The sequence below is a fragment of the Polymorphospora sp. NPDC050346 genome, assembly GCF_040655695.1.
Classification (GTDB): Bacteria; Actinomycetota; Actinomycetes; order Mycobacteriales; family Micromonosporaceae; genus Polymorphospora; species Polymorphospora lycopeni.
Map to the genome: position 1 here is coordinate 78,752 of NZ_JBFAKM010000023.1, position 13,091 is coordinate 91,842.

Below are 13,091 nucleotides of genomic sequence, written 5' to 3' on the forward strand. Positions count from 1 at the left end.
CCAATGACCGAGATGCTGCGTGCCCCCGCCGAGGTCAAGTACGCCGACGAACTCGACTGGCTGGAGTCGGTCGACACCGACCCGAAGCCGTTCTCGTGGCGGCTGAGCCCGCGAATGGTCCGGCTGTTCGTCCTGGGCTCCGAACGCGCCGACGGCCTCGACCGGGAGATCCCGCAGAAGTGGTTCGGCGACCGCAGCTTCGTCGAGCGGAGCATCGTGACCCTGGCGTCCGACCGCGGCCTGCTGCTGATCGGCGACCCGGGCACCGGCAAGAGCTGGCTCGCCGAACTGCTCGCCGCCGCGATCTGCCGCAACTCGACCCTGGTCGTGCAGGGCACCGCCGGCACGACCGAGGACCACATCAAGTACTCGTGGAACGTGTCGATGGTCATCGCCAAGGGACAGTCCCGGCAGTCGATGATCCCGTCGCCGATCATGACGGCGATGGAGCAGGGCGTCGTCGGCCGGTTCGAGGAGCTGACCCGGTCCACCAGCGACGTGCAGGACGCCCTCATCTCGATCCTGTCGGAGAAGTACGTCTCGATCCCCGAACTCGACCACGACAACATCGTCTTCGCCAAGCCGGGCTTCTCCATCATCGCGACCGCGAACAGCCGTGACCGGGGCGTCAACGACCTCTCCTCGGCGCTCAAGCGGCGGTTCAACTTCGTCCGCGTCCCGGTGGTGACCAACAAGCGCAGCGAGGCGGAGATCGTCCGGTTCCGTACCGAGGAACTGCTGCGCCGGCACCGCATCGAGTTGGAGGTGCCGCCGACCCTGCTCGACATCCTGTTGCAGAGCTTCGCCGACCTGCGCGCCGCCGCGGCGTCGGCGACCAGCGACGACGAGAAGCTGGAGTCGGCGCTGTCGACCGCCGAGCAGATCGGGGTGCTGGAGGACGCCATCCTGCACAGCCAGTTCTTCGGCGACCGCACCCTGCGGGCGGCGACCCTGGCCGGGTCGCTGATGGGGTCGCTGGCCCGGCGCAGCCCGGAAGACCTCGCCATCCTCAACAAATACCTGCACGGGGTCGTGGAGCCGCGCGCCAAGCAGGACGGTGACACCTGGGGCGACTTCCTCGACGGCGGCCGCCAGGCGATCGCCGCCCTGTCGTGACCGCGCCCGCCACGGCCGGCCCGTTCGGTGCGCTGCGTGAGCAGCTCACCGACGCGGCCGCCACCTTCGCCGACTCACCGGACGCGCTGAACGGCATCCTCGCCGGCATCGTCGACGACGTCGACCGGGCGCTGGGCGAGCCGCTGGAGATCTTCCCGGTCTGCCACCACTCCCCGGCCTCCGCGCTGGCGATGGTGCGCCGGCTGCGGGAGAAGCGGCCCCGGGTGATCTACCTGGAACTCTGCGAAGACCTCCAGCCGCTGCTCGGGGAGCTGCGCAACTGCCGCCTGCCGGTGGCGTTGCAGGCGTTCGCGTCCGAACTCGACGGCTTCCCGGCCGAGTGGGGTCCGCTGAGCGTGGTCGCGCCGGTCACCGAGGCGTCGGCGGAATACCAGGCGATCGCGTACGCGCTGGAGACCCCCGGGGTCGAACTGGTGCTGGTCGACCGCTCCACCGACCACGTCTTCCAGTGGCTGCCCCGGCCACCGGGATCGGCGCCGCCCGACGGGCCGGCCGGGGTGGCCACGGAGGCGGAGGAGGACGCCGCCCTGCACGGCGACGCGGTCGGGGTGGAGATCGGCGACCTGCGCCCCGGTTTCGCCGACCTGGAGACCTACCTGCTGCACCACGGCAAGGTGCGGCACTGGTCGGAGTGGTGGGACCAGTACGTCGAACAGCCGCTCGTCGACGCCGACCACGACACCTACCGGCAGGTGATGGTGCTGATCGGCAGCCTGTTCCGGCGGCTGCGGCCGGCCCGGTCCGAGCGGCTGGACCGCGACGAGGACCGGGAGCGCTACATGTGGACCCGGATGCGGCAGCACCTGGCCGCGTCCGGTGCCGACCCGGCCGACTGCCTCTACGTCTGCGGCGCCTTCCACGCCGCCAGCCGCGTCGAGCAGTTCGGGCTCGCCGCCGACGCCCCGGCCTACGAGATCACCCCACGGACCGGCACCCGCTGGCGGTACGGGCTCATCCCGTCCAGCCACTCCGCGATCGAGGCGCAGTTCGGGCTGGCCTCCGGATCGGTGTCGGTCGCCTCGGCGACCTGGACCAAGGCGGTCGGCCGGTCCCGACTCGTCCCGTTCCGCCTCGACGGGCAGCGCGGCGGCCGGCGGACGACCACCCGGGGTGGCTCCGCCGCCGCACCGGCGCCGGCCGGGCCGGTCACCGACCGGCTCAGCGGCTTCCTGGCCGAGCCGCCGACGCTCGGTGGCCTCGACGAGGCCGAACTGCGCGGCTGGTGCGTCGACATCGTCCGGCTGGCCCGCCGCAACGGCTATCTGGCCAGCACCGCCGACGCGATCGCGGTCTTCGAGACCTCGATCCTGCTCGCCAACCTGCGCGGCCGGCCCCGGCCGACCCCGTACGACTTCGCCGACGCCGCCGTCACCTGCGTCGAGAAGGACGTCGTGCCGGGCCGGCGGGACGTCCGCCGGCTGTGCGAGATCCTGCTCGGCGGCGACCGGATCGGGCAGGTCGGCTACGACGCCCTGCCACCACTGGCCCGCGACGTCGTCGACCGGCTCCGGCCGCTCGGCATCGACCCGGAGAAGCGTACGGTCCAGCGGGTCCTGCTGGACCTGCGGGCCGATCCCCAGCTGGCACCCTGTTCGGACCTGCTCTGGATGCTGCGGCACCTGCTGCCGTCCGACGCGGCCCGTCCGATCATGGGCGAGCGCCGGTTGGGGCACCGGTCGATCCAGGAGAGCTGGGACGTGGCACTCGGCCGCAACCAGCGGGCGCTGATCGAACTGGGCTACGAGGGGGTGACCGTCGAGCAGGTGCTGGAGCAGCGGCTGCGCCGGGCCGTACGCGGTCCGGACGCGACCGCGGCGGTCGCGCTCGGGGCCGTCGAGGACGCCGTACGGCTGCTCGACAGCCCCCGCCTGGTCGACGACCTGGGGGCGCGGGCGGTCGACCTGCTCGCCGCCGAACGCACCGTCGACGACGCCCCCGACGTGCTGCGCCGCATCCGCCGGCTGCTGGGCCACTACCGCACCACCGGGTCGGCGCTGCCGGCCTGGTGCGAGTCGTTCGTGACCGTCGGCTACGCGCACTACTGCACGCTGCTGCCGACCGCGTTCGTCGACGAGCAGACCGGGGTCCGTCAGGTCGGCGCGATGCTGGGCTTCCTGTTCGGCATGGAGAGCCTGGCGCTGTCGCTGGGCTGCGACCGGTCACAGCTCGAACTCGCCGTCGCGCAGTCGCATCCCGAGACGCCGGCCAAGGTCGCCCTGCTGTGGGCGGCCCGGCACCAACTGGGCCTGCTGCCGCTGGCCGAGTTGCGCGAGCGGTGTGCCGGCCTGCTCGGCAACCCGCTGGTGGTGCCGGCCTTCCCGCAGTATCTCGCCGGGTTCGTGCAGGCGCTGGAGCCGGTTCCGGGGCTCACGCCGTTCGTGGTCGAGGTGCTGTCGTCGGCGTTCGCCCGGCTGCCCGACCCGGTGCTGCTGCCCTGGCTGCCGACGCTCATCACCACCCTGCGCGAGCAGGGCCCGGAGCTGGTGCCGCTGCTGGTACGGGAGGCGGGGCGGACGTTCCCCGGCAGCCTGCCGGCGCTGGACGCCTGGCTGCCGCCGTGGCTGGCACCGGCGCCGTTCCTGGCCGGTGCCGGGGCGGCCGTCGCGGCGGGGCCGGTCACCGACCTGCTCGCCGGGCACCCCGAGGCCGTCGACGCGGTCGCGGCGCTGCTCGGCTGCACCGGCGGGTGGCGGGACGCGGGACCGGCTGCCCCGGCCGGGCTGGCGACGCTGCTCGCCGCCCACCCGGAGACGGCCGTCGCGGTGGCCGACCTGCTCACCGGTTGATCCATTGTGGCCGAACGGGCGGGTTCGGGCACGTCGCCGGACCCGTACCGTCTCGCGGTATGACCGCCGACGAGGCACGCCCGGCCCGCCCCACGCAGGTGGCCGCCGCGTTCTGGCTCCTGCTCGCCACCGCGGTCCTGCTGCTCGGCATCGTCGGGATGACCGTCGCGCACGCCGTGTGGTTCGACGGGGAGATCTCCCGGGTCGCCGCGCTGGTGCCCGACGCCGATCCCGACGAGGTGAGTGGGGAGCGGTTCGGCAACGTCCTGGGTGCGGTGGTCATGGGCCTGCCGACGCTGGTTCTGGCGGTCTGGCTGGCCGCGACGGCGGTGCCGGTGCTGCGCGGCGGCAACGTCGGACGGATCCTCGTCTTCGTCGCCGGGGGTGCGCAGTTGGCGGTCTGCGGGCTTCAGGGGTGTTCCGGTCTGCTGTTCCTGCCGCTGCTGGTCGCGATCGACGACGGCGGGTACGTCGAGGAGGGCGCCGTCGACGATCCGGACGGGCTGTGGGAGGAGTCGGAGTTCCTCGCGACCCTGTATGCCGAACCGATCGCGTTCGGTGACCTCTCCTTCCTGGCCACCGGGGTCGGCACCGTGCTGGTGCTGACCCTCACGGGTGCGGTGGTGCTGCTGCTGGCACTGCCTCCCGCGCACCGCTACTTCGTGCCGCGCCCGGCACCGCCGCCGGTACCGGCCTGGCCGGTCTACCCCGGCGGCTACGCGGTGCCGATGCCGTACCTGGTCTGCCCCGATCCCTCGGCCCACTTCCCGCCGCAGGCGGACAAACCGGCGCCCGCTCCCCCGCCCACCGCCGGGACGACGGGCGACGCTCCCCCGTCCGGCGACGCCACCACGCCACCGTCTACTTCGGACCCCGGCTAGCCGGCCGGGTCCGTTCCCCGGTTCAGCTCGGGGGCGGTGATGGGGCCAGCCGCAGGCCGTACAGGCCGCAGTCGACCGCGAGCGAGGTGCCGGTCACCGCGCCGCTGTCCGGCGACGCCAGGTAGACGACGGCGGCGGCCACCTCCGGCGCGGTGACCAGCCGGCCGGTGGGCTGGCGGGCGGCGAGCCGGATCTTCTCGGCGACCGGGTCGTCGGCGTCGGCGAGCAGCCGGGCGACCCACGGGGTGTCGACGGTGCCGGGGGCGACGCAGTTGACCCGGATCCCCTCGCCGACCAGGTCGGCGGCGAGGGCGAGGGTCATGGCGTGGACGGCGCCCTTGGACGCCGAGTAGAGCACCCGTCGGGGCAGGCCGGCGCCGGCCGCGATCGACGACATGTTGACGATCGCCGCGGCCCGGGACCGGCGCAGGTGGGGCAGGGTGACGGCGGTGGTCCGGGCGATGCCGGTGACGTTGACGTCGAGCACCCGGGCCCACTGCGCGTCGTCGTTGTCCTCGACGGTGCCGACGGCGGAGATGCCGGCGTTGTTGACCAGGATGTCGATCCCGCCGTACGCGTCGGCGACCGACGCGACCGCGGCGGCGAGGGAGGCACGGTCGGCGACGTCGGCGCGTACGGGGTGGACGCGGGGGTCGGTGGGGGCGCCGGCCGGATCGAGGTCGAGCACGCCGACCCGGGCGCCGGCGGCCAGCAGCGCCTCGACGCAGGCCCGGCCGATTCCGGAGCCGCCGCCGGTGACCACCGCGACCAGGCCGTCACACCGCACCGGAACCTCCGGTGCCGTTCATCGGGCGCCATCCAACGGAGAACGCTGCCGGCCGAGCCCCTCGATCGCGATCTCCATGACGTCGCCGGGCTTCAGGTACGGGAACCGGCCGGACAGCGCGACCCCCTCCGGCGTGCCGGTGTTGATCAGGTCGCCGGGGTCGAGGACGGTGAACTGGGACAGGTGCCAGATCAGGTACGCCACGTCGAAGATCATGTCTTTGGTCGTGGAGTCCTGCCGGGGTTCGCCGTTGACCCACGAGCGCAGCCACAGTGCCTGCGGGTCGGCGATCTCGTCGGGGGTGACCAGCCACGGTCCGAGCGGCTGGAAGGTCTCGCACGACTTGCCCTTCGACCACTGCCCGCCGGAGCGGGCGAGCTGGGAGTCGCGCTCCGACACGTCGTTGGACAGCACGAACCCGGCGACGTGGGCGAGCGCGTCGGCGGGCGAGTCGAGGTAGCGGGCCCGCCGGCCGATGACGACGCCCAGCTCGACCTCCCAGTCGGTCCTGGTCGAACCGGGCGGGACGAGCACCGTGTCGTACGGCCCGACCACGGTGTTCGGCGCCTTGTAGAAGACGATCGGTTCGGTGGGCGGCTCGGCGCCGGATTCCGCGGCGTGGGCCGCGTAGTTCTGGCCGACGCACAGGACGACGCCGGGCCGGGCGATCGGCGGGCCGACCCGTTGCCCGGTGACGTCGATCTCCGGCAGGCCGGTCGCCCCGGCGACCCGGCGCAACCCGTCGGTGGCGAAGAACGCCGGGTCGATGTCGGCGGTCAGCGCCGACAGGTCGTAGTGCCGGTCACCGGCGTACAGCACGGGTTTCTCCGCGCCCGCCGGGCCGACCCGCATGAGCTTCACTGACCAACCTCCAGGGGGTTCCGGTTCACGGGGTGGGTACGTCGGCGGGCAGCAGGCCGGTCCGCTTCAGGTCGGCCCAGAACGCGCCGGGGATCTCCCACCCGAACATGGCGACGGCGTCGGCGACCTCGTCGGGGCTGCGGGCGCCGACGACGACGCTGGTCACCGCCGGGTGGCCGAGCGGGAACCGGATCGCCGCCGCCCGCAGCGGCACCCGGTGCCGCCGGCAGACGTCGCGCAGCGCGAGCGCCCGGTCGACCAGGTCCGGCGGGGCCGGCGCGTAGTCGTAGGGGGCGCCGGGCCGGGGGTCGGCGAGCAGGCCGGAGTTGTAGACGCCGGCGGCGAGGACCGCGACGCCCCGCTCGTGGCACAGCGGCAGCAGTTCGGCCAGCCCGGACTGGTCGAGCAGGGTGTAGCGGCCGGCGAGCAGGACGCAGTCGAGGTCGGTGGCCCGGACGAGGTCGGCCAGCATCGGGGCCTGGTTCATGCCGGCGCCGACCGCGCCGACGGCGCCGCGCTCGCGCAGCTCGGCCAGGGCCGGATAGGCGCCGGCGACGGCTTCGGTGAAGTGCTGGTCGGGGTCGTGGATGTGGGCGATGTCGATCCGGTCCAGGCCGAGCCGGTCCAGGCTCTCGGCGTACGACCGCATCGTCCCGGCGTACGAGAAGTCGAAGACCGGTTCGAGGCCGGTCGGTTCGGCCCAGAACGACTGTCCGGCGGTGCCGCCGGGCACGAGCCGGCGGCCGACCTTGGTCGAGATGGCGAACTCGGCGCGGGGCCGGCCGGACAGGGCCGCCCTGGCGCGGCGTTCGGAGCGGCCGGCGCCGTAGAGCGGAGCGGTGTCGAACAGGCGCAGGCCGTGCTCCCACGCCGTGTCGACGGTGGCCCGGGCGACGTCGTCGCCGACGGGGGTGAAGAGCCCGCCGATCGGGGCGAGTCCGAGTCCGAGCCGGGTCACCCGTACGTCGGTGTGCCCCAGCCTGACCCGGTCGGTCGCCCTCATCGGCCGCCCCGGCCCGGGACCTCGTGTCGCACGGTGTTCGCTCCTGGTGGCGGCTCGGGCAAGGGGATTCCCCACGGGAAACAGCTCGCTAGTGTCTACTTCGAACCGACGGTCCCGGTCAAGGGGCGACCTCGGCCGGACGGCCGCCGGGTACGGCGCGGGCCGGCGTGGAGCGGCTGGTCGCCCCACGCCGGCCCGGCCGGCCGGTCAGCCGGCGGTGCAGGTCGGGGTCATCCCCGTCCCGCTGCCGGTGCCCTGGAAGCCGAACTCGGTCGACTGTCCGGCGGCGACGCGGCCGTTGTAGGCCACGTTGGCGAACCGGACCGTGCCGCTGTTGCCGCTCGCCTGGGCGTTCCAGGTGTTGGTCACCGCCGCCCCGGCGGGCAGGGTGAGGGTCACCGTCCACGAGTTCGTGCCCGACGAGCCGGCCGTGACCCGTACGGTGGCCACGAAGCCGCCGGTCCAGGAGTTGAGCGAGACCGACGCGGTGCAGCCGGCGCCGCCGGGCGGGGGCGTGGTCGGCGGCGGGGTGGTGGTCGGCGGGGTCGTCGGCGGCGGGGTGCCGCCGTTGAGCGCGGCCAGCGTGGCGTCGTACGCGGGCTTCTTGTTGCCGTTGCCGTCGAAGAGCAGCGGGGTGCCGCTGGCCCGCCACGAGTCGGTGTCGCGGATGCCCCACACGGTGATTCCGGTGCAGCGGGCGACCGCCAGGCAGTCGTTGACCACGTTGCGGTAGGTGTTGGCCTGGGCGGTGCCGGACCCCTCGATGTCGAGTTCGGTGATCTGTACGTCGACGCCGAGGGCGGCGAAGCTGGACAGCGTGGTCCGGTAGTTGCCCGGGTAGGGCGAGTTGGGGTTGAAGTGCGACTGCAGACCGACGCAGTCGATCGGCACGCCGCGGGTCTTGAAGTCGCGGACCAGGTTGTAGACCGCCTGGGTCTTGGCGTGGGTCCAGTCGTCGGTGTTGTAGTCGTTGTAGCAGAGCTTGGCGCCGGGGTCGGCGGCACGGGCGGCGCGGAACGCGGCCTCGATCCAGTCGTTGCCGGTGCGCTGGAGGTTGGAGTCGCGGCGGGCGCCGCTGCTGCCGTCGGCGAACGCCTCGTTGACCACGTCCCAGGAGTGGATCTGTCCCCGGTAGTGGGTGGCGACCTGGGTGACGTGGTTGAGCATCGCCGCCCGCAGCGCGCTGCCCGACATGTTCTGCATCCAGCCGGGCTGCTGGGAGTGCCAGGCCAGGGTGTGGCCCCGCACCTGCATGCCCCGGCCGCGGGCGTGGTTGACGATCCGGTCGGCGTTGGCGAACGTGAAGACGCCCTGTTGCGGCTCGGTCGCGTCGATCTTCATCTCGTTCTCGGGGGTGACCGAGTTGAACTCGCGGTTCAGGATCGTCGCGTACGTGTTGTCGCTGAGCTTGTTGGCGGCCACGGCGGCGCCGAAGTAGCGGCCGCGTTCCGCGGCGGAGGCGCCCAGCGTCGTGGCGGCGTTGGCGGAGGTCGTGACGACCAGTGCCAGGCCGGCGGCGAGGGCGCCGACCGCGGCGACGGTGGACACGACGCGCAGTCCGCGCCTGGTAGCCGGGCGGCGCGTGCCACCCCGGTCGGAGTTGCTGTGCATGAGATGTCACCTCTCTGGCAACGATGTGGACGGAACGTCGATCCCTCCTGCCGTGGGACGGGACCGCAGGAGGGCTGTGCCGGACGGGAAGCCACCGCATGGTGGGTCGCCGGCCGGGTGCCGGGCAGGCACCGACCGGGTGTCACTCGCCGCGCGCGAACGGTTCGATCCGGACGGCCCGGGGTCACGGAATCGACGTGACTCAATCCAGATCGCCGAAAGACTAACCGAGAAATTCCGGTAGTTCAATGCACGGATGAACTGGATCAGTTTCGCCCGAGGAGCACAGGTCGCCAGGCAGGGCCGATGGTGTTCGGAGCACAGTCGACTGAAAACTTCCGGAAGTTTCGGAACGGATTTTGGCAGCACGACACGAATTTCCGGAGCCGTCAGAAAACGTCACGGCGGCGCCCGGGTGGCCCCGGCGGTCGTCCGCCGGAAAACGACGTGCGGGCCCGCTGAGCGGGCCCGCACGTCCATCGCTGCGGGGCCTCCCGGCCCCGGTGACCTACGCCGACACGGCGGCACCCGACCGGCGGCGCCGCCACGCGGCGACGACCAGGTCGACGACGATGAAGGCGAGCAGCGGAATGCCGAACAGCGGCAGCACCCAGCCGAGCAGGAACACCGCCGGCAGGCCGATCACGATCGCCCAGGTCGGAAGCTGCCACCAGGCGCCCCGGGCAACCGGTGGGGCACCGACGACCGCCCGGCGGTCGGCCCGGGTGGGCCGGCGCTGCCACCACATCCGGTAGCCCCAGAAGATCACGCAGAGCAGGCCGACGGCGAGCGCGGCGAGCAGGATCTGGTTGACCGGGCCGAACAGGAGGCCCATGTGCGCGCTGATGCCCAGGCTGCTCAGCTTCGCGAGCAGCGGCCAGTCGGCGAAGTCGCTGCGGTCCACCACGGTGCCGGCGGCGGGGTCGACGGCGACCCGGTCCAGGCGTACCGGCCACACGTTGTCGACCTGCTCCACCGTCCACGCCGACGACACGTCGGCGGGCGGGACCACCTCGACCGGGCCGGTCAGCCCGTCCGCGCGGGCGATCCGCAACACGTCGTCGATCGCGGCCGGGTCGACCGGCGGGGCGGCCGTCGGAGCGCCGCCGTGGTGCCCGCCGCCGGCGGCCGGCCCGTCCGCACCGCCCAGGGCGGTGGACAGCACCGGCGTACGGGCGTCGAGCGCGTCCAGCCCGGCGCCGAAGTTGGCGCCCGCGTAACGGGACCAGGTCAGTCCGGTCGCGGACAGGAACAGCAGCCCGACCACCAGCCACACACCGGTGCTGGCGTGCCAGCCCCGGGTCCGGCGTACGCCCTTGCGGGCGGCCAGATCGGGCAGCAGCAGCCGGCGCAGCCGACCCCGGGACCCGCGCTGGCGGCGCCACCACAGCGCCAGCCCGCCCAGCGCCACCACCCACAGCCAGCTCGCCGCCAGCTCCGAGTAGTGCCGCCCGACCGTCCCCAGGTGCAGGTTGCGGTGCAGGTCGTCGATCCAGGTACGCACCGGCGTGTATCCGAACCAGGTGGTGAGCTGGCCCTTCACCTGCGCGGTGTACGGGTCGACGTACACGCTGTGCTGGTCCTCCCCCAGCTCCGGCGAGGTGAACACGACCTGCGTCGTCGTCCCGTCGGCGCCCGGCGCCACATAGGTCAGTGTCCCGTCGGGGTGGGCGGCCCGGGCGGCGGCGACCTGCTCCGACACCGGCAGCGCGGTCCGGCCCGCCGGGTCGGCCCGCAGTTCGGTGCCGTAGACGATCGGGTCCAGTTGCGGGGTGACGGTGTAGGCCAGTCCGGTCACCGCCGCCAGGACCAGGAACGGGGCGACCAGCACCCCGGCGTAGAAGTGCAGCCGCAGCAGCAGCGGCCCCAGCCCGTACGTCCGGCGCCCGGCGCCGGAACCGGCCGGCGCGGCCGGCGGCGGTGGGGCTTCGGCCGGCCCGGCCGACCTGGCAGAGGTCAGGGACATGTGTGCTCCGATCAGGCTCACGGCCGGCACGGAGACACCGGCGCCCGCTCAGTAGTCGCGGCGCGCCCCCAGGTAGTTCCGACCATTCTCGCGGATCGATGACCGGTCGCCCCACCCGTGGCAGCCGGGCCACGGCGGGTTGGCGAGCAGCGGCGGTACCGCTACGTGGGGCCGGCGGAGGTGGCCGCGATCGTCGCCACCGTCGGGTCCCAGCCGGACGGCAGCGGAGCGGCCGGGGTGAAGCTGCTCTTCACCGTGACGAACCCGCCGGTGTCGGCGGCCTCGGCGATCGCCATCATCAGGTCGAGCACGTGCAGTGCCTGCTCTCCGGAGGCCCGGTGCGGGCGGTCGAGCCGGATGGCCCGGGCCATCTCCACCACGCCGATGCCCCGGCCGGACCGCTGGCCGGAGATCGGTACCGGCACCCAGTCGTCGTCCGTCGCCCGGCGCAGTCGGGGGTGCCCGTCGTAGCCGTTCGGGTCGGGCAGCGCCAGGGTGGCGGTGGTGCCGGTGATCTCCAGGAAGCCGGCGCGGGAGAGCGGCGAGTCGAAGCTGAACACCAGCGTCGCCACCTGGCCGGCGACGAACTCGACGAGCGCGGTGACGTGGGTGGGCACCTCGACCGGGAAACTGGTCCCGGCCCGCGGGCCGGCGCCGATGGTCCGGTGCGGGAACGCCCGCCGGCCGGCGGCCGCGACCCGGCCGGCCGGCCCGAACGCCGAGGCGAGCGCGGTCAGGTAGTACGGGCCGAGGTCGAACAGCGGGCCGGCACCCCGCTGGTAGAGGAACTCCGGTGACTCGTGCCACGACTCCGGTCCGGGGCTCTGCAACAGCAGCAGCGCGGTCTGCGGGGTGCCGATGGCCCCCTCGGCGAGCATGGCCAGCGCCGCCTGCGTGCCGGCGGTGAGGAACGTGTCGGGTGCGCCGCCGACCCGTACCCCGGCGTCGGCCGCCGCGGCGAGCAGCCGGCCGCCGGACTCGCGGTCCATGGACAGCGGCTTCTCGTTGTAGACGTGCCGGCCGGCGGCGATCGCCGCGCCGGCGACGGCGTCGTGCGCGGCCGGGATGGTGAGGTTGACGACGAGTTCGACGTCGGGGTGGTGCAGCGCGGTCGGCACGTCGGTGGCGTGCGGCACCCCGTACCGGGCGGCGACGGCGCCGGCCCGGTCGAGGTCGAGGTCGGCGCAGGCGACGACCCGCAGGTCCGGGGACGTGATCAGGGTGGGCAGGTACTGGTGGCTGACGGTGCCGCAGCCGACGACGGCGACACCCACGGGTCCGTGTCCGGTCATCGCGGTGCTCCCTGCTCCAGGGCGGTCAGGTATCGGTGGCTCTCCTCGATCGCCTCGAGGACGTCGGTGGCGCAACGGTCGAGTTCGACGATCCGCCGGGCCGCCGGTGCGGCGGCGAGCGCGGCGACGACCGGGACGACCCCGGCGCCGACGGCGGTCATCGGTCCGGCCTCGGTCGCCGGGCCGTCCTTGACGTGCAGATAGCGGACCCGGTCGCCGAGCCGACCCAGGAGTTCCGGTACGTCGGCGCCGCCGGTCGCGGCCCAGTAGATGTCGACCTCGAGCAGCACCTCGGGGGCGAGCAGGTCGGCGAGGACCTCCAGGGCCGGCCGGCCGTCGATCCGGGAGGCCAGTTCCCAGTGGTGGTTGTGGTATCCGAGCCGCAGTCCGTGGTCGGCGGCGCGGACGGCGGCGGCGTTGAGGTCGCGGGCGGTCGCCTCGATCCCGGCGCGGTCGGCGAACCGCCGCGGCGGCGCCATGGGCTGGATGACGGTGTCGGTGCCGAGCACGACCGCGCCGGCGAGGACCGCGTCGCGGTCCGGTCCGAGTACGTCGCCGTGGGTGGCGCAGACGGCCAGCCCGAGCGGGTCGAGCGCGGCCCGTAGCCCGTGCGGGTCGACATGGGTGTCGAACGGCTCCACGGCCCGGTATCCGGCGTCGGCGAGCCGGCGCAGGGTGCCCGGCCGGTCGGCGGCGAGCGGTTCCCGCACGCTGTAGAGCTGGACGGCGAGGGAGGTCATGGTTCCCCTTCGGGAGGCCGGCCGACC

General features: G+C 73.7%; 10 protein-coding genes. 3 read left to right on the forward strand and 7 right to left on the reverse strand.

Annotation, left to right across the window (positions count from 1 at the left end; translation table 11 throughout):
* The first annotated feature begins 3 nt into the window (after nt 1-3).
* Genes AB0I42_RS22980 through AB0I42_RS22990 form a run of 3 tightly spaced genes read left to right on the forward strand, consistent with a single transcriptional unit; the run spans nt 4 to nt 4,804 of the window.
* On the forward strand, nt 4-1,116 hold the full coding sequence (locus AB0I42_RS22980; protein WP_357539815.1) for an AAA family ATPase: 1,113 nt from the start codon (nt 4-6) through the stop codon (nt 1,114-1,116).
* Nucleotides 1,113-3,923: a DUF5682 family protein gene (locus tag AB0I42_RS22985; RefSeq protein WP_357539817.1), complete on the forward strand. Its 2,811-nt coding sequence runs from the start codon at nt 1,113-1,115 to the stop codon at nt 3,921-3,923. The genes AB0I42_RS22980 and AB0I42_RS22985 overlap by 4 nt, the downstream gene beginning before the upstream one ends.
* Nucleotides 3,924-3,982: 59 nt before the next feature.
* Nucleotides 3,983-4,804 (forward strand): hypothetical protein, encoded by an 822-nt coding sequence (locus AB0I42_RS22990; protein WP_357539819.1) that lies wholly within the window; start codon nt 3,983-3,985, stop codon nt 4,802-4,804.
* A 22-nt stretch (nt 4,805-4,826) separates the two neighbouring features.
* Here AB0I42_RS22990 and AB0I42_RS22995 read toward each other — a convergent pair whose 3' ends face one another.
* The 7 genes from AB0I42_RS22995 to AB0I42_RS23025 all read right to left on the reverse strand — a co-directional run bounded on the left by AB0I42_RS22995 (nt 4,827) and on the right by AB0I42_RS23025 (nt 13,064).
* Complete coding sequence (locus AB0I42_RS22995; protein WP_357539821.1) at nt 4,827-5,591, reverse strand: SDR family oxidoreductase; 765 nt, start codon at nt 5,589-5,591, stop codon at nt 4,827-4,829.
* 18 nt (nt 5,592-5,609) lie between these two features.
* Nucleotides 5,610-6,452, reverse strand: a complete 843-nt coding sequence (locus AB0I42_RS23000; RefSeq protein ID WP_357539823.1) for a fumarylacetoacetate hydrolase family protein — start codon at nt 6,450-6,452, stop codon at nt 5,610-5,612.
* A 25-nt stretch (nt 6,453-6,477) separates the two neighbouring features.
* Nucleotides 6,478-7,455: an aldo/keto reductase gene (locus AB0I42_RS23005; protein WP_357539825.1), complete on the reverse strand. Its 978-nt coding sequence runs from the start codon at nt 7,453-7,455 to the stop codon at nt 6,478-6,480.
* 207 nt (nt 7,456-7,662) lie between these two features.
* Nucleotides 7,663-9,066, reverse strand: a complete 1,404-nt coding sequence (locus AB0I42_RS23010; protein WP_357539827.1) for an endo-1,4-beta-xylanase — start codon at nt 9,064-9,066, stop codon at nt 7,663-7,665.
* 508 nt (nt 9,067-9,574) lie between these two features.
* Nucleotides 9,575-11,032 (reverse strand): PepSY domain-containing protein, encoded by a 1,458-nt coding sequence (locus tag AB0I42_RS23015; protein WP_357539829.1) that lies wholly within the window; start codon nt 11,030-11,032, stop codon nt 9,575-9,577.
* 161 nt (nt 11,033-11,193) lie between these two features.
* Nucleotides 11,194-12,324, reverse strand: a complete 1,131-nt coding sequence (locus AB0I42_RS23020; protein ID WP_357539831.1) for a Gfo/Idh/MocA family oxidoreductase — start codon at nt 12,322-12,324, stop codon at nt 11,194-11,196.
* On the reverse strand, nt 12,321-13,064 hold the full coding sequence (locus AB0I42_RS23025; RefSeq protein WP_357539833.1) for a sugar phosphate isomerase/epimerase: 744 nt from the start codon (nt 13,062-13,064) through the stop codon (nt 12,321-12,323). Before AB0I42_RS23025 ends, AB0I42_RS23020 begins: the two co-directional genes overlap by 4 nt.
* Nucleotides 13,065-13,091: the final 27 nt, after the last annotated feature.